This is a genomic window from Pseudomonas sp. PS02302, from assembly GCF_029959585.1.
Lineage (GTDB): Bacteria > Pseudomonadota > Gammaproteobacteria > Pseudomonadales > Pseudomonadaceae > Chryseomonas > Chryseomonas aestiva.
Genome location: NZ_JASCON010000036.1, coordinates 38,316 through 53,677 on the forward strand (window position 1 = coordinate 38,316; position 15,362 = coordinate 53,677).

A 15,362-nucleotide genomic window follows, 5' to 3' on the forward strand; every position below is an offset into this window, starting at 1 on the left:
TGCCTGGGCAGGCGCCATTCAGTCCTAGTTGCGGCCAGCCATGACGCCGCCGTCGACGTCCCAAACCGCGCCGGTGACCCAGCTCGCCTTCTCGGACAGCAGGAAGACCACCGCCTCGGCGACGTCTTCCGGCGTGCCTACTCGGCCAATCGGGTGGAAGCTGTTGAAGCCCTGCAGTGCCGAGTGGACGTCGGCCTTGGGAATGAAGCCTTCGTAGATCGGTGTCTGAACCACGGCAGGCGAAACGGCATTCACCCGGATGTGCTTGGCAGCGAGTTCCATGGCCAGATGCTGGGTCAGCGAATGCAGACCGGCCTTGGCCATGGAGTAGGCAGAAGAGGGTGTGGCGGCGATCGCTTGCTTGGCCCACATCGAACCGATATTGACGATGGCGCCCGGCCGACCCTTAGCCACCAGGTTGGCAGCGACTTTCTGGGTGATGAAGAAGGTCGCCTTGTTCAGCTGCATGTACTGGTCATAGTCCGCGTCCTGGTGCTCCAGGAAAGGTTTGGGAAAAAACACCCCCGCAGCGTTGACCAGCATATCCACATCGGCATGGTGCTGATCGATTTCACGCAGCAGGTCGGTCAGGCCCTGAGCAGTGGTCAGGTTGGCAATGAGCGCACTGACGGTACCCAAGGTGGCCAGCTCCTGACGCGCCTGTTCGGTTTTTTCCGGACGGCTCCCCACGATGACGACGCTACCGCCCTGCTCCAGCACCAGGCGGGCTGTTTGCAGACCCATGCCGCTTGTACCACCGATAACCAGCAGCTTCTTACCTTGGAATGGCATGCTCATAAGGCACCTCGAAATGTGGGAGAGATTGATGCGGTGGTACGTCGTCAGCTTTACCGTTCATTCGGAGTGATGAGCTGGGCGCCTGCCGCGATGTGGCGACGTGAAGTATCTGGCTGCTACCGATGGCGCGACAAACGAGATAAAGTTTTCATCCGCTAAATAAAATCTTTAGTGATATGAAATCCATCGTTCATCTCAATGCGCTGCGCGCCTTCGAAGCCAGCGCCCGCTACCAAAGCTTTTCTGCTGCTGCCAGCGAACTCAATGTCACGCCGGCCGCGGTCGGCCAGCTGGTCAGGACGCTGGAGCTGTGGCTGGGTACCGCGTTGTTTCATCGCAGCAGCTCGGGAAAGGTAAGGTTGATCGCTACAGCGGCAGCCGAGGCGGCATTGCCGGATATTCGGGCAGGATTGGAGCGGCTCTCACTGGGGCTCGAGCGACTGAAGGAAAACACCTATGGGGGCGTCCTGACGGTGACGGTCAGCCCTGCCTTTGCCGCTAAATGGCTACTTCCGCGTATCGAAGGCTTCCATAGCGCCTGGCCTGATATCGACCTTCGCCTCGACACCCAGCTCAGGGCGGTTGACTTCCAGGCCCAGCGAATCGATATCGGCGTGCGGTATGGCGGCGGCAATTGGCCTGGGGTGATTGCCGAGAAGTGGCTGGATGAGGAGGTGTATCCAGTGTGCGCACCGGCGCTGATGACGGCGCAGGCCGAGCTGCAGCAGCCGATCGACCTGGCAAGTCACACCTTGATTCACGACTTGTCGATGGATAGCCAAAGCGGCTTCACGACCTGGGAGACCTGGTTTGAGAGCGTCACCGGAAAGAAGCTGGCCGTGGAGCGCGGGCTGAAGATCAACAATTCGGCGGCGGTACTGCAGGCCGCCATCGATGGTCAAGGGATCGCGCTCGCCCGTGGTGTCATGGCGCAGGACGACCTGGCTGCCGGTCGGCTGATACGACTATTCCCGGACGTGAATTTCCCATCGCCGCTGGCCTACTACATCGTCTATCGCCCTGACGGCAGCGATCGTCCCAAGGTGAAAGCCTTTCGGGACTGGATGTTCAAATGCGTTTCCCGCCCAACGTTGTGAGCTGTGACATTCAGAATTGGCAGGACATCGCTATGGCGGTATTACCCGGCAGACTTGCAAGCCGCCGACTTGCAAGAGTCCGAGAGTTCCAATTCCTGCGCTTCCGCCACCCTTGAAGGCCCATTGCCAAGGGGTTTTTCGCTGCCGGCAAGGTCGGATTTCAAGGGCTAGCGTGTCGGTGGAAACGAGGCGCTCCGAAACTGTTTCGGACCACCTCAGCAATACGGCCATCAACGGCGAGACGCGCCATCGAGTCGGATAGCGGCGGCACTCGAAGATGCCTGCTCACGGTAGATGAGAAGTCAGAGCAATTGGACTCGGGGCGTACAGGACGTCGGCAACTGATCAGCAACCCGCTCACGCTGTCAGTCATCTGCATTTATCAGGTGCCGACCATGGCCATCACAAAGATGGTCGCCAGTCCGATACACATGGCACCCAAGGCAAGGGCCAGCAAGCCTTGATCGCCGGTGAGCGATCTCGGACGCATGAGTGCGGATTCTAGTGGGATGCTACTTAGCCGGCCGTGGGGCCTGGACTCGAAGAGCGTCACTGTCCTTGTTAACTGATAGCGCAACTGAAATATCCTTTTCAGTTTCGGTGCCGGGCTGCGGCGCCCAGCTATTGGCTGCGATTGTGGCTTCAGCGAAGCTCAACAGCAAGACAATTGCTGATATGCAGGTTCCTATGGCAATCGCATTGATCACCTTCTGTTCTTTCACAGGCGCATTCATGTTGATTGCCTAGTACGGGTCCGCTTCGATTGAGGACATCTGACAACCGATAGCGGCAGAAGTGCGGGCACTCATCGAGCGCTGAAAGGTAGCCGTTGCACGCACCACCGCGGGAAAGAGTCACCAGTCAGTTGGAGGCTGCAGTCGGCAACCTCCGGTTTGACTGGCACGCTGCCAGATCACGCTCGGTACGGCCGCTTCACTTCCCACAGGGCTACCAACTAGGGCCGTTTCCGGATTCGGTATGGCAGCCGAGACCTATGTCTACCCCCTGAAGCTAGCAAGGTCTTCACTGATATCTTCGCCACTCGCGATATTTCTCGCCGATGATCTGGTTCAGCGCCTTGGGCTGCTGGCACTCGACGCCGGCCAGGGGATTCGGCTCGCAGAGGGTGCTTTTGTTGGAGTAATGGCTGCAGCCCAGGAGCAATACGGTCATTCCCACTAACGTCAGGTATTTCACGGGGTCTCCACGATGCTGAAGTGCCGGAAGCTGGCGGTCATATCGACCGCTGCGCGCCGCGATCTGCCGTGGATTCTGGTCCAGCCTCTGTGGACATGAAAAAGCCCGCGCGAGGCAGGCTTTTTCCATGGCAGGGTGCAGCGTCCAGTCAGGGTGTGTTGCCCTTGGCCAAGGCGCCAGCGATGGCCGGTGCGTCGATGGCATTGGTCAGGACCTGGGTGCCCGAGAGGATGACATTGTTGGTCGGGCCGCTGCCTTTGATCTCGTCGCTGGCAAGAAGCTTGCCCTGGTCGTCGAGGACCTGGGTGACGACGTCGTAGTCGAAGCGGACGCGCATGTAGGCGTCGGATTTCCACTCGCGCAGTTTCAGCACCAGCAGTTTCTGGCCCTGGGGGGCGCGGTCGCTGGTCTGGCTGGGCAGGGCGGTGATGGCAGCGCGGGCCAGGGCCTTTTGCACCGCATCCTGCAGATCGGCGGAAAGGGGGCTGCCGCTGTAGGTGCGGACGCTCCAGGGGTTGTAGTAGAGGCCGCGGATGGTGCCGACGTAGGTGGCGTCCTTGTTCTGGGCGACTACATAGGGGCGCTCGTCGAGTACCGCGACGGCGACCGGCTTGTCGGCCTTGACGCTGAGTTGCGGCGCGGTCTGGCGGTAGTCGATCTTCTGGCCGATGGCGCAACCGGCCAGTTGCAGCGCAGCGAAGGTGATGAACAAGAGCTGAGACGGCTTCATGCGAAACTCCTTTTTCGAAAGGCGCGCAGTCTAATCCATCAGGTCGGTCATGCCAAAATAATGCGATGCAGGTCACTAAATTGCGGGATAGTCGCGAGTCGATTACCGGGCTCTGCAGCCGCGTGGATGCGCCTGGCAGGCTCATCAGTGAGGTAGGCAGGACCGGGGATTGCCTGCCTTACAGTAGTCGGGACTCACGCAGCCTCAAGGGAAGGGACAGAGCTCGAGGACAAGACCGTCCCCCGACTCTGCCCCGACCCGAGCGGGTTACAGCGTCTTCTTGTATTCCTTGTCCACCTTCTTGTCTTCACGGTGGCGTTCCTTGTCCAAGTGGGTATCGGTGCGGTCGGCTTCGTCGGCGGCATGGGCCGCGCCCTTGTCGACCTCCTTGCGGTCATGGCGGGCGTCCTTGCTCACGTCACGGCCGTCCTGGCGGACGCTCTTCTCCACTGGGCTTTCGGCCAGCGCGACCTCTGTGCCGAGGACGCTGAGCAGAAGGGTCATGGTTGCTGCGATTAGGCGTGATTTCATCGAGAAGCGCTCCTGGGTCGAGACAACGGGAGTGGTCGCCCACGGCGACTGCTTCCTTGCAGTAAAGCGGTAAAACGGCCGGCTTGAAAGGAAAGCAGCAGAGAGGCTCTGGTCAAGCGGGCGAGCTGGAGGCCCAGGCGGACGCATCGTGGGGATGCAGACTCTCCAGATGACGCACCTGGATGCTCACGTCCTGGTGCCCGTCACGCAGGGCGACCAGCAGGCGGCGGGCGGCGTCCTCGACGAACATCAGGTTGCTGCCATTGAGCGCGGCGAAGGCCTGTTCGTCGGCGCGCTTGACGGCGGTCTGTACCGGCGTGCCCAGGGCCTGTTCGCACTGGTCGATCAGGGGCAGCAGTCCGAAGTCGGTGGCACCTGCCGGCAGCCTGGTCCGTACCCGGGCCAGGCTGCGCTGGCTGTGCGGGGTGGCTCGGGTGGCGTGACCGCTCAGCCAGAGGGCGACGGTGGCTGGATCAAGCTGCGTGGCAGTCCCGTGCTCGGCGAGAAAGGCTCGTTCGATCAGTTGCCTGGACAGGGCGGCGGAGCAGGGGCAGGTGGAGGCGTAGAGGATCTCGACGCGGGCGCTGAGCTGGAAAGCACCGGCCACCCAGCTCGCTTCCAGGCGCACGGGATAGCGTTTCCAACCGCTCAGTCCGATGGTCATCAGCGCGGGGCGGCGAAGCAGCAGGGCGAAGTCCAGGCGCAGGCGAGCGGCGCGGGAGTCGCAGCTGCGGTGGCTGGCGACCATGTCGCTCAGCAGCAGGCGCAGGCGTTCGGGCGTCAGGAGGGCTTCGCTGCTCAGGCGATCCAGCAGCTGATAGAGACGGGACATATGGATGCCCTTGGCGGTGGCCGAGGGCAGGTCGACCTGCACGTCGGCGCTGGCGGGCAGCAGGCCGCCGAGTTCGTCCTCGCCGAGGCGGATCGGCAGGTCGATGCCCTGCATGCCGACCCAGTCGAGGGCGGCAGGCAGTTCGGCGGTCTCGCTGAGGGAGACATCAGGCAGAATGGCGTTCATGGGCAGGGTTCGGCTCAGTGGAGGTCGGCGGCCTGGGGCCAGTCGCTGAAGGGGTTGTGCAGCTTCATCCAGGCCCTGGGGCCGGCGGCGAGTTCGCTGTCGTTGAGCAGGCAGGCGTCCAGGCGGGCGCGCAGATCAGCTTCGTCCACGTCCATGCCGATCAGCACCAGTTCCTGACGGGCATCGCCGACGCCTTCATGCCATTTCTCCTTGATCAGGACGACGGTCTCTTCATCGTCCGGCCACTGCTCGGGAGGTACCGCGGCCCACCAGCGACCGGCCACGCCATGGCGGGCGACGGCGCCCGCCTGGGACCAGCTCCCGGCATGAGCGGGATGGCTGGCCAGCCAGAAATAGCCCTTGGAGCGGATCACGCCGGGCCATTCCTGCTCGATCAGGGCGAAGAAGCGCTCGGGATGGAAGGGGCGGCGCGCCTGGTAGACGAAGCTCGAGATGCCGTATTCCGTGGTCTCGGGCGTGTGCTCGCCGCGCAGCTCCTGCAGCCAGCCCGGCGCCTGGGCGGCGGCATCGAAGTCGAAGAGGCCGGTTTGCAGTACCCGCTCCAGGGGCACGACGCCAAAGCTCGCCAGCTCCAGCCGCGCGCGGGGGTTGAGGCTGCGCAGGATGGCCAGCAGGCGATCGCGTTCCGCCGGCTCGACCAGGTCCAGCTTGTTCACCACCAGGACATCGCAGAATTCGATCTGCTCGATCAGCAGGTCGACCACGGTGCGTTCGTCTTCCTCGCCCAGGGATTCGCCGCGGGATTCCAGGAGGTCGCTGGAGGCGTAGTCGCGCAGGAAGTTGAAGGCATCCACTACGGTGACCAGGGTATCGAGCTGGGCGACATCGCCGAGGCAGCGCCCGTCTTCGCCGGCGAAGGTGAACGTCTCGGCCACGGGGAGCGGCTCGGAGATCCCGGTGGATTCGATGACCAACTGATCGTAGCGGCCATCGCGGGCGAGGCGTTCGACTTCCAGCAGCAGGTCTTCGCGCAGGGTGCAGCAGATGCAGCCGTTGCTCATCTCCACCAGCTTCTCCTCGGTGCGCGACAGCTCGGCGCCGCCGTCGCGGACCAGGGCGGCGTCGATGTTGACTTCGGACATGTCGTTGACGATGACCGCCACCCGCCGGCCTTCGCGGTTGTTGAGAATGTGGTTGAGCAGGGTGGTCTTGCCGGCGCCGAGAAAGCCGGACAGTACGGTGACAGGGAGTTTCTTGCTGGGGGGGCTGGCTTGGGTGGTCATGGTCGTCACGGTTAGGGGAGGTTGCAGGGTGGGGCATCCCTGGACCAGGGTGATTGGATGTTTTTTAGATGTTATAACATAACATAAGTGGAGGGTTAAGAACAGCGGGTGTCTTGCCCGGCGTCCTCCCTGCTAACCGATAGGGCGGCGTGCCACGAATCCAGGTGGGCTGCCCTGAGCGACAGCGCTACCTAGACGTGCTGACCGCCGTTGATATGGATCTCGGCGCCGTTGATGTAGCAGGAGCGTTCGCTGCAGAGAAAATAGATGGTCTCGGCCACTTCGTCGGGGGTGCCCAGGCGCTTGAGCGGGACCTCGGCCTGCACCAGGCCGTCGGTACCGGGCGAGAGGATGGAGGTGGCGATCTCGCCCGGTGCTATGGCGTTGGCGCGGATGCCACGGGGGCCGAATTCATGGGCCAGTTCGCGGGTGAGGGCGGCCAGGCCCGCCTTGGAGGCGGCATAGGCTACCCCGGCGAAGGGATGCACCCGGGAGCCGGCGATGGAGGTGACGTTGACGATGCTGCCTTGCGCCGCTTCCAGCTCGGGTAGCAGGGCGCGAGCCAGCAGGGCGGTGGAGACCAGGTTGACGTTGAGCACCTGGGTCCAGGTTTCGGCATCCGAGGCCAGCACGCCGAGGCGGCTGCCATCGGTTCCCTTGGGCGAGATCCCCGCGTTGTTGACCAGCGCGTGCAGCTTGCCGCTTGGCAGGCGCTCGCGGACGGTGGCGACCAGGCGATCGATCTGGGAGAGGTCGGCGAGATCGGCCTGGATGTGCGCGTCGCGGGCTTCCGGCCAGCCGCATTCCTCGGAGAACGGCTGGCGGGAGACGGTGAGCAGACGCCAGCCCAGATTGCGGAACAGCTTGACGGTGGCGTGACCGATCCCGCGACTGGCGCCGGTGAGCAGCATGGTGCGCTGGGTCATGGGCGAGCCCGGCAGGCAGCGGGGTGGGCGAGGGGCGACAGGACGGGCATGGTAGGTAACTCCGGCGTCTGGCAAGCCGGTTCACTATGCCCAAGTGGGGTGGGTGGGGCAATCGATGGGCGTTGCAGGTCAGCCTGAGTTGGAGGCTGAGCCGTCGTCGTGCTTCAGCCGCCCATGCTCGCTGCGCACCGCCACCATGAAGGTCTGCATGGCCGAGGACTGCACCCGGTGCCGGCGACGGATCAATCCATAGGGCGGCAGCCGCGGCTCGAAGGCGATGGGCAGCACCGCCAGCAGGTGACGACCGGGGTAGTCGTTGACCACCGACAGCGGCGTGACGCCGAGCATGTCGGTCTGCTGCACCAGCGCCAGCAGGGTCATGATAGAGGTGGTCTCGACGATGCTGCCGGGGATATCGACCCGGGCATCGTGGAAGGCCTGGTTGATGATGGCCCTCATCGGGCTGGGGTGCTGCTGCAGCACCCAGGTGTGTTCCTGCAATTCGCCCCAGGTGAGGTGGGTGGCCTGGGCCAGGGGATTCTGGGCGCCGGCGATCACGCAGAGCACCTCTTCGCCGAGGCTGTCGAACAGCAGTTCCTCAGCGCGGGCGCCAGTGGGGATGCGCCCCAGAACCACGTCCAGCTGGTCCTGCAGCAGCGCCTGAACCAGCACGTCGCTGGTATCCACCTGGATCGACATGGACAGTCGCGGATGACTCTGCTTGAGCGTGGCGATGGTACGGGTCAGCAGCCCCGAGGCCAGCGCCGGGATGGCGCCCACCGCGACCCGGCCGAGATTGCCCGATTCCAGCGCGACCAGCTCCTCGCGCATGCCCGAGAGTTCGGCGAAGACCATCCGCGCGTAGTAGATCACCGTCTCGCCAAAGGCCGTGGCGCGCATGCCCCGCGGCAGCCGCTCGAACAGCCCCACGCCCAGCAGGCTCTCGATCTCGTGGAGCATCTTGGTGGCGGCCGGCTGGGTCATGCCGATGTCGTCGGCGGCGCGGCGCAGCGAGCCGAATTCCGCCAGCGCCAGCACCAGGCGCAACTGGCGCAGGCGCAGACGGCTGTGGATGGTATGGGCATCGGGAATGCGCGTCATGCTGGCGGACCTGGGTACCGGGGAGCCGGCTAGGGTAACGCATGAGTCCAGGCCTGGCGTCGGTGGGGTGCGTCCGCGCCAGGCCGGGGCATTCACGACGGCCGTACCTTGACCCGCGGCTGGCCCGGGCGCAGCGCCTGCAGTCCGCGCGCCAGCAACGGCCAGCAGAGCATCAGCAGCGCCGCGGTGGTCAGACTGCCCACCAGCGGGTTGGACCAGAAGATGCCCAGCTGGCCATCGGAGAACAGCATCGACTGGCGGAAGGCGTCCTCGGCCTTGTCACCCAGCACCGCCGCCAGCACCAGCGGGGCGATGGGATAGCCGAGCTTCTTGAAGGCATAGCCGAGGATGCCGAAGCCGAGCATCAGCCAGACGTCGAACAGGCTGTTGTGCACCGAATAGGCGCCGATCACGCAGACGGTGAAGATGATGGGCGCGATGATGCAGAAGGGGATTCGCAGGATGGCGGCGAACAGCGGCACCGTGGCCAGCACCACGATCAGGCTGACCACGTTGCCCAGGTACATGCTGGCGATCAGGCTCCAGACGAAGTCGTGCTGTTCGGTGAACAGGGTCGGCCCCGGATGCAGGCCCCAGATCATCAGGCCGCCGAGCATCACCGCGGCGGTGGCGGAGCCGGGAATGCCCAGCGTCAGCATCGGCAGCAGGGCGCTGGTGCCGGCACTGTGGTCCGCGGTCTCCGGGGCGATCACCCCTTCCAGCTCGCCCTTGCCGAAGCCGTCGCGGTTCTTCGAAAAGCGTCGCGCCAGGCTGTAGCTCATGAAGGAGGCGGCGGTAGGGCCACCGGGCGTCACACCCATCCAGCAGCCGACCAGGGCGCTGCGCAGCCAGGTCAGCCAGTAGCGCGGCAGCTGCTTCCAGGTGCCGAGCACGGTGCGCAGGGTGATGCGCGCCTGCTCGCCACGAAAGACCAGGCCTTCCTCCACGGTGCAGAGGATCTCGCCGATGCCGAACAGGCCGATCACCGCCACCTCGAAGCTGATGCCCGAGAGCAGCGCCGGCTGGTCGAAGGTCAGGCGCAGATTGCCGGACACCGTATCCATGCCCACCGCCGCCATGGCGAAGCCGATCATCATGGCTGCCACCGTCTTCAATGGCGGATTCTTGCTCATGCCGATGAAGGTGCAGAAGGCCAGCAGGTAGACGGCGAAGAATTCCGGCGAGCTGAATTCCATGGCGAAGGCGGCGATGCGGCTGGAGAGGAAGGTCAGCAGCAGCACCCCGACCAGGGCGCCCAGCAGCGCCGAGGTGAAGGCCGCGGTCAGGGCCTCGCCCGCGCGGCCCTGGCGGGCCAGCGGATAGCCGTCGAAGGTGGTGGCCACCGACGAGGGTTCCCCCGGGATGTTGAACAGGATCGAGGTGATGGAACCGCCGAACAGCGCCCCCCAGTACATGCAGGAAAGCAGGATGATGGCCGAGGTCGGGCTCATGGTGAAGGTCAGCGGCAGCAGAAGGGCGACGCCGTTGGGCGCGCCCAGGCCGGGCAGCACCCCGACCAGGATGCCGAGCAGCACGCCGATCACCATCAGCGCGATGTGATGGAAGGACAGGATCAGGCTCATCCCGTGCATCAGGGAATCGAATTCGCTCATGACAGGCTCCTCAGCAGGCGGGCAAGGTCGGCCAGGGGCCCGGCATCCAGCGGCACCTTGAACCAGAGGGCAAAGATCAGATAGCTGGCGAGGCTCACGCCGCCCGCGATGGCGAGGATCTGCCCGGCGCCGTAGCGCCTTTGCCGCTGGCGATCCCGCGCCATGAACCAGGCGATGAACAGGAAGGCCGTCAGGTAGAGGCCCAGCAGGGGCAGGGCGACGACGAAGGCCAGCATCGGCAGGAACACCCGCAGCACCTGGCCGAAGGCGGCGCGCTCGACGAAGCTGGTGCGCAACGCCTGCCAGCGCCACAGGGTCTGCAGCGCCGTGGCCAGGCTGGCCAGGCTCAGTAGCAGGCCGATGTAGAAGGGGAAGTAGCCCGGCTCGGGGCCGGCATCGCCCCAGCCGATACCCTGTTCCAGACTGCCAATCATGACGATGCCACCGAGTCCGGCGGTAAAGGCCGCCAGGCCCAGCTCCACCCAGCGGGTGGTGATCAGGGAATCTCCGGCCATGGCCGTCTCTCCTGTGTCGATGCGCCAATCAGCGCTTGAGCCAGCCCGCGGCCTCGAACACCGGGGTGACCCGGGCGGTGTCCTGGGCGATGTAGTCCTGCAGCGCCTGGCCTTCGAGGAAGGTCGGCACCAGGGCATTGCGCTCGATGTAGGCCTTGAATTCCGGTGTCTGGCTGACCTTGCGCAAGAGCTCCACATAGAAGGCGCGCTGTTCGTCGCTGACGCCGCCGGGCAGCAGCACGGTACGCGGGAAGCGGTATTGATCGATGCCCAGGCCCTGCTCCTTGCAGGTGGGCACGTCGGACCAGGCCTGGGTCTCGGTGACCTTGGCGGTGTAGGCCATGCGTGCCTGGCTGAATACGCAGAGCGGCACCACCTGTCCACCACGCCACTGGCTCAGGCTCTCGCTGGGGTTGTTGACGTTCGAGGTGATGTGCTTGCCGGCCAGCTGGGTCGCCGCTTCGCTGCCGCTCTTGAAGGGGATGTAGGTGAGCTTGGTACCTTCGGTGCGATTGAGCAGCAGGGTCAGCGTCTGGTCGACGTCCTTGGACTGGCTGCCTCCCATGCGCTTGCCGGCGGGATCCTGCTTGATGGCTTCGATGTAGCCACGGGCGTCTTTCCAGGGCGCGTCGGCGTAGCTCCAGAGAATGAAATCGTCTTCGGCGATGGCCGCCACCGGGGTGAGGTCGGCGAGCTGGTAGCCGAGCTTGGCGGTCAGCGGCAACAGATAGACGTTGTTGGTGGCGATGACCAGTTTGTCCGCCTCGCCCTTGGCCAGCTTCATCTCCAGGAAAGCCTCGGCGCCATTGCCGCCGCCCTTGTTCATCACCACGGTGCTGGCGTCGAGCAGCTTGTGCTGGGTGATGATCGACTGAATCAGCCGACCGAGCTGGTCGGTGCCGCCACCGGGGCCGCCGGCGACGACGATTTCCACCTTGCCCTCGGGCTGCCAGGCGGCTTGGGCCACGGGAGACACCGCAGCGGCCAGGCACAGGGGGAGGGCGGCGAGCAGAGAGATGCTGCGCATGGGACTACCTCTTTCTTGTCGTTGTTTTGGGTGGGCCGAGTGTGCGCAGTCCTGGGCAAGCCTGACCACTCAAAATAAGGCATGCACCGATAGCCTGAGGTTATGTCGCCGATGACTCCTTGTCCCGGGCCGCATGGCACAAGGGCTACAGCGAGTAGACACGGTCGACCTATATCCTGGGGCTATACACCTATGCGTAGATTTGATTAGACGGTTATCGATCTGGGTCCGATAGTCGATCTCGCCAGCCGGCAGCTGAACACCCATAACAAGAATCCCAGGGGTCCACGCCATGCTCTCGACGTCCCGCTCATCACGCCTTGCCGATGCCGCCGTGCCGACGGCGCTGCAGGCTTCCCGCGTCCGCTGGCGCATCTTCGCCATCATCTTCGGCCTGACCGTCATCAACCTGGTGGACCGCGTGTCGCTGTCCATCGCCATGCCCACCATCGCCCGCGAATTCCAGCTGACGCCGGCCATCCAGGGCCTGATTCTCAGCAGCTTCTTCTGGGCCTATGCGCTGCTGCAGATTCCCGGTGGCTGGCTGATCGACCGCTATGGCCCGCGCCGGGTGATCGGCTGGTCCACCGGCCTCTGGGGCGTCTTCCAGACCCTCGCCGCCTTCGCCACCGGCGGGCTGTCGCTGATCTTCGCCCGGGTCGCCCTGGGCGCCGCCGAGGCGCCGCTGTTTCCGGCGGGTGGCAAGCTCAACTCCCTCTGGCTGGCCTCCAGCGAACGTGGGCGTGGCGCGGTACTGATGGATTGCGGTGGACCGCTGGGCGTCGCCCTGGGCGGTCTGCTCATCGCCTACCTGATCGTCGTCTTCGGCTCCTGGCGCACCGCCTTCTTCGTCGCCGGTATCGCCACCCTGGCCATGGCCTGGCTTGCCTGGCGCTACCTGAGGGACGACCCGGCCGCCCACCCCGGCGTCAATGCCGCCGAGCTGGCTCGCATCAACGAAGGTCGCACCACCTCGATGGCCCAGGCCGCCAAGGCTGGCGCCCGGGGCTTGGGCATCGCCCGCCGCTCCCTGGCCGGCATCCTCATCGGTCGCGCCAGCTGGGCCATGGTGTTCTTCGGCCTGCTGACCTGGGGCCCCAGCTATCTGGCCCAGGCCCGCGGCTTCGACATCAAGGGCATAGGCGCCGCTACCTTCGTCATCTTTCTCTGCGGGGCGGCCGGCTCCCTGGTCGGTGGCTTCCTCTGCGACCTGCTGGTGCGCAAGGGCGTGCGCCGTGGCCTCGCCGCCAAGGGGCTGCTGTCCTGCTCCGGCCTGGTGGCGCTGGCAGCCTTCCTGCTGCTGCCACGGCTGACCGATCCCTATGCCGCCGTGGCGCTGCTGTCGCTCACCGCCTTCTTCCTGATGTGGGGCAGCCTCTACTGGAGCTTTCCGGCACTGCTGGCAGCGCCGGCACGGGTCGGCCTGATCGGTGGGGTGATGAACCTGGCCGGCAGCCTCGGCGGCATCGCCGTGCCCATTCTGGTTGGCCTGCTGCTGCAGCACCTGGGTGGCTACCCGGCGGTGCTGGGCTTCTTCGCCCTCTGCTCCGGCCTGTTCATCCTCGGCACCCTGCTGATCGCTCTGGATACCCAGGAGGTGGCCCATGACTGAGCTCTACAGCGGACCCATCGTTGATGCCCATCACCACTTCTGGGAGCCCGGGCGCAATGTTCACCCCTGGCTGTCCGGTGCGGAAACCATCCCGTTTCGCTATGGTGATTACAGCGCCATCAGGGGCGACTATCTGCCGGAGCACTATTTCGCTGACGCGGCGGGCCATGACGTGGTCCAGACCGTCTATGTCGAGACCGAGTGGGATCCCCGCGATCCCCTGGGTGAGACCCGCTACGTTCACGACCTGGCGCGCCGCCATGGCGTGCCCAATGCGGTGGTCGCCCAGGCCTGGCTGGATGCCGAAGACGCCGCCGAGCTGCTCGCCGCCCAGGCCGCCTTCGAACGGGTGCGCAGCGTGAGACACAAGCCCGGTGGTCCGGCGCGTCCCGAAGACGTCGGCAGCCAGCGTACCCTGATGAGTGACGACAGCTGGCGCCGGGGCTATGCCGAATTGCAGCGCCATGGCCTGCACTTCGATCTGCAGACGCCCTGGTGGAATCTCGACGAAGCCTGTCGCCTGGCGCGGGACTTCCCGGCTACCCAGCTGATCCTCAACCACACGGGGCTGCCGTCCGATCGCAGCGCCGAAGGTCTGGCCGCCTGGCGCGCTGCCCTGGCCCGCCTCGCCGAATGGCCCAACGTGGCGCTGAAGATCTCCGGCCTGGGCCTCGCCGGCCAGCCGTGGCGCGCCGAGGACAACGCCTGGATCGTCCGCGAGGCCATCGCCGTCTTCGGTGCCGAGCGGGCCATGTTCGCCAGCAACTTTCCCGTCGACCGCCTGTGCGGCAGCTACGACACCATCATCGGCGGCTTCAAGCGCCTGGTGGCCGAGCTGCCTGCCACGGCGCAGCGCCGGCTTTTCCACGACACCGCCCGGCGCCTGTATCGCCCGGTGGCCGACGTCATCCGCCTGGACACCTACCTGAGGACTTCCGCATGAGCAACTCCCCGCTTCCCCGCCTGGCCCTGGTGCTGGGCGACCCGGCCGGCATCGGTCCCGAGCTGATCGCCCGCCTGCTGGCCGATCCCGAGGTACGCAGTCGCGCCCGCATGGTGCTGATTGCCGACGAGGAAGAGGCGCGCGCCGGCATGCGCATCGCCGGTTGCGAGTACCCCTGTCGCCGCATCGACAGCCTGGATGCCCTCGATTTCCAGGACGACATACCCCTGCTGTATCCCTACCGTGGCGCCGCCGAGGGCGCCTTCCCGCGCAGCGAGGCCAGCGCCGTCGGTGGCCGCTACAGTCTGGACACCCTGGCCGTCGCCCTCGACCTGACCCGGGCCGGCCACACCGACGCCATCCTCTTCGGTCCGCTGAACAAGACCTCGCTGCACCTGGCGGGCATGGGCCATAACGACGAGCTGCACTGGTTCGCCGAGCACCTGGGCTACCAGGGGCCGTTCTGCGAATTCAACGTGCTCGACGACCTCTGGACCTCGCGGGTGACCTCCCATGTCGCGCTCAAGGACGTTCCCGGCCTGCTCAGCCAGGAGCGGGTGATCGAGGCGATCCAGCTGATCGACAACGAACTCAAACGCAGCGGCCTGGCCCGGCCGCGCATCGGTGTCTGTGGACTCAATCCGCACAATGGCGACAACGGCAGCTTCGGCCGCGAGGAGCTCGACCTCATCGGCCCGGCCGTGGAGCGCGCGAAGGCGCTGGGCATCGCCGCCGACGGTCCCTATCCGGCGGACACCATCTTTCTCAAGGTCCAGGGCGATGACCGCGCCTTCGATGCCGTGGTGACCATGTACCACGACCAGGGCCAGATCGCGATCAAGCTGATGGGCTTTTCCCGCGGAGTGACGGTGCAGGGTGGCCTGCCCATTCCCATCGCCACGCCCGCCCACGGTACCGCCTTCGACATCGCCGGCCAGGGTCGCGCCAACCGCGGCGCGCCCCCTGAGGCCGTCGCGATCGCCAGTCGCCGGGGCGCGGCTCGCCCCGGA

The 15,362-nt window shown here is 65.4% G+C and carries 16 protein-coding genes; 4 read left to right on the top strand and 12 right to left on the bottom strand.

Annotated elements, in window-relative coordinates; all coding sequences use genetic code 11:
• Nucleotides 1–24 precede the first annotated feature (24 nt).
• On the bottom strand, nt 25–798 hold the full coding sequence (locus tag QMX82_RS13820) for an SDR family NAD(P)-dependent oxidoreductase (RefSeq protein WP_282284489.1): 774 nt from the start codon (nt 796–798) through the stop codon (nt 25–27).
• Between the two features lie 176 nt (nt 799–974).
• Between QMX82_RS13820 and gcvA the strand changes: the two genes are divergently transcribed.
• Nucleotides 975–1,895 (top strand): transcriptional regulator GcvA, encoded by a 921-nt coding sequence (gene gcvA, locus QMX82_RS13825; protein ID WP_282284491.1) that lies wholly within the window; start codon nt 975–977, stop codon nt 1,893–1,895.
• A 512-nt stretch (nt 1,896–2,407) separates the two neighbouring features.
• Here gcvA and QMX82_RS13830 read toward each other — a convergent pair.
• The 11 genes from QMX82_RS13830 to QMX82_RS13880 form a co-directional block, all read right to left on the bottom strand.
• Complete coding sequence (locus QMX82_RS13830) at nt 2,408–2,629, bottom strand: hypothetical protein (protein ID WP_282284493.1); 222 nt, start codon at nt 2,627–2,629, stop codon at nt 2,408–2,410.
• A gap of 289 nt (nt 2,630–2,918) precedes the next feature.
• Entirely contained in the window at nt 2,919–3,068 is a 150-nt protein-coding gene (locus tag QMX82_RS13835; RefSeq protein ID WP_208691014.1) for a hypothetical protein, read from the bottom strand.
• A 172-nt stretch (nt 3,069–3,240) separates the two neighbouring features.
• Nucleotides 3,241–3,822, bottom strand: a complete 582-nt coding sequence (locus QMX82_RS13840) for a hypothetical protein (protein ID WP_282284496.1) — start codon at nt 3,820–3,822, stop codon at nt 3,241–3,243.
• Between the two features lie 267 nt (nt 3,823–4,089).
• The gene (locus QMX82_RS13845; protein ID WP_282284498.1) at nt 4,090–4,326 is read right to left on the bottom strand and encodes a hypothetical protein; all 237 of its coding nucleotides are present in this window, start codon (nt 4,324–4,326) and stop codon (nt 4,090–4,092) included.
• Nucleotides 4,327–4,465: 139 nt separating this feature from the next.
• Nucleotides 4,466–5,371: a GTP cyclohydrolase FolE2 gene (gene folE2 / locus QMX82_RS13850; protein ID WP_282284501.1), complete on the bottom strand. Its 906-nt coding sequence runs from the start codon at nt 5,369–5,371 to the stop codon at nt 4,466–4,468.
• A gap of 14 nt (nt 5,372–5,385) precedes the next feature.
• Nucleotides 5,386–6,615 (bottom strand): zinc metallochaperone GTPase ZigA, encoded by a 1,230-nt coding sequence (gene zigA / locus QMX82_RS13855; protein ID WP_282284503.1) that lies wholly within the window; start codon nt 6,613–6,615, stop codon nt 5,386–5,388.
• 191 nt (nt 6,616–6,806) lie between these two features.
• Entirely contained in the window at nt 6,807–7,541 is a 735-nt protein-coding gene (locus QMX82_RS13860) for an SDR family NAD(P)-dependent oxidoreductase (RefSeq protein WP_282284505.1), read from the bottom strand.
• A gap of 129 nt (nt 7,542–7,670) precedes the next feature.
• Nucleotides 7,671–8,642: a LysR family transcriptional regulator gene (locus QMX82_RS13865; RefSeq protein ID WP_133859207.1), complete on the bottom strand. Its 972-nt coding sequence runs from the start codon at nt 8,640–8,642 to the stop codon at nt 7,671–7,673.
• A 92-nt stretch (nt 8,643–8,734) separates the two neighbouring features.
• Nucleotides 8,735–10,255 carry a tripartite tricarboxylate transporter permease gene (locus QMX82_RS13870; protein ID WP_208691020.1) on the bottom strand — a complete coding sequence of 507 codons (1,521 nt, stop codon included), beginning with the start codon at nt 10,253–10,255 and terminating at the stop codon, nt 8,735–8,737.
• The gene (locus tag QMX82_RS13875; protein ID WP_208691021.1) at nt 10,252–10,770 is read right to left on the bottom strand and encodes a tripartite tricarboxylate transporter TctB family protein; all 519 of its coding nucleotides are present in this window, start codon (nt 10,768–10,770) and stop codon (nt 10,252–10,254) included. The genes QMX82_RS13870 and QMX82_RS13875 overlap by 4 nt, the downstream gene beginning before the upstream one ends.
• A 28-nt stretch (nt 10,771–10,798) precedes the next feature.
• On the bottom strand, nt 10,799–11,797 hold the full coding sequence (locus QMX82_RS13880; RefSeq protein ID WP_282284512.1) for a tripartite tricarboxylate transporter substrate binding protein: 999 nt from the start codon (nt 11,795–11,797) through the stop codon (nt 10,799–10,801).
• Between the two features lie 292 nt (nt 11,798–12,089).
• Between QMX82_RS13880 and QMX82_RS13885 the strand changes: the two genes are divergently transcribed.
• The 3 genes from QMX82_RS13885 to QMX82_RS13895 all read left to right on the top strand — a co-directional run.
• Complete coding sequence (locus QMX82_RS13885; RefSeq protein WP_282284514.1) at nt 12,090–13,409, top strand: MFS transporter; 1,320 nt, start codon at nt 12,090–12,092, stop codon at nt 13,407–13,409.
• The gene (locus QMX82_RS13890) at nt 13,402–14,352 is read left to right on the top strand and encodes an amidohydrolase family protein (RefSeq protein ID WP_282284516.1); all 951 of its coding nucleotides are present in this window, start codon (nt 13,402–13,404) and stop codon (nt 14,350–14,352) included. The genes QMX82_RS13885 and QMX82_RS13890 overlap by 8 nt, the downstream gene beginning before the upstream one ends.
• On the top strand, nt 14,349–15,362 hold a 1,014-nt coding region (locus tag QMX82_RS13895; protein ID WP_282284517.1), incomplete at its 3' end, for a 4-hydroxythreonine-4-phosphate dehydrogenase PdxA. The genes QMX82_RS13890 and QMX82_RS13895, both read left to right, overlap by 4 nt.

What these genes read in the sequence shown, in the direction of transcription:
- QMX82_RS13860 (WP_282284505.1), bottom strand. Translation starts at nt 7,541, where the DNA reads ATGACCCAGCGCACCATGCTGCTCACCGGCGCCAGTCGCGGGATCGGT.
- QMX82_RS13845 (WP_282284498.1), bottom strand. Translation starts at nt 4,326, where the DNA reads ATGACCCTTCTGCTCAGCGTCCTCGGCACAGAGGTCGCGCTGGCCGAA.
- QMX82_RS13880 (WP_282284512.1), bottom strand. Translation starts at nt 11,797, where the DNA reads ATGCGCAGCATCTCTCTGCTCGCCGCCCTCCCCCTGTGCCTGGCCGCT.
- QMX82_RS13840 (WP_282284496.1), bottom strand. Translation starts at nt 3,822, where the DNA reads ATGAAGCCGTCTCAGCTCTTGTTCATCACCTTCGCTGCGCTGCAACTG.
- folE2 (WP_282284501.1), bottom strand. Translation starts at nt 5,371, where the DNA reads ATGAACGCCATTCTGCCTGATGTCTCCCTCAGCGAGACCGCCGAACTG.
- QMX82_RS13870 (WP_208691020.1), bottom strand. Translation starts at nt 10,255, where the DNA reads ATGAGCGAATTCGATTCCCTGATGCACGGGATGAGCCTGATCCTGTCC.
- QMX82_RS13885 (WP_282284514.1), top strand. Translation starts at nt 12,090, where the DNA reads ATGCTCTCGACGTCCCGCTCATCACGCCTTGCCGATGCCGCCGTGCCG.
- zigA (WP_282284503.1), bottom strand. Translation starts at nt 6,615, where the DNA reads ATGACCACCCAAGCCAGCCCCCCCAGCAAGAAACTCCCTGTCACCGTA.
- QMX82_RS13875 (WP_208691021.1), bottom strand. Translation starts at nt 10,770, where the DNA reads ATGGCCGGAGATTCCCTGATCACCACCCGCTGGGTGGAGCTGGGCCTG.
- QMX82_RS13830 (WP_282284493.1), bottom strand. Translation starts at nt 2,629, where the DNA reads ATGAATGCGCCTGTGAAAGAACAGAAGGTGATCAATGCGATTGCCATA.
- QMX82_RS13820 (WP_282284489.1), bottom strand. Translation starts at nt 798, where the DNA reads ATGAGCATGCCATTCCAAGGTAAGAAGCTGCTGGTTATCGGTGGTACA.
- QMX82_RS13865 (WP_133859207.1), bottom strand. Translation starts at nt 8,642, where the DNA reads ATGACGCGCATTCCCGATGCCCATACCATCCACAGCCGTCTGCGCCTG.
- QMX82_RS13835 (WP_208691014.1), bottom strand. Translation starts at nt 3,068, where the DNA reads ATGACCGTATTGCTCCTGGGCTGCAGCCATTACTCCAACAAAAGCACC.
- QMX82_RS13890 (WP_282284516.1), top strand. Translation starts at nt 13,402, where the DNA reads ATGACTGAGCTCTACAGCGGACCCATCGTTGATGCCCATCACCACTTC.
- gcvA (WP_282284491.1), top strand. Translation starts at nt 975, where the DNA reads ATGAAATCCATCGTTCATCTCAATGCGCTGCGCGCCTTCGAAGCCAGC.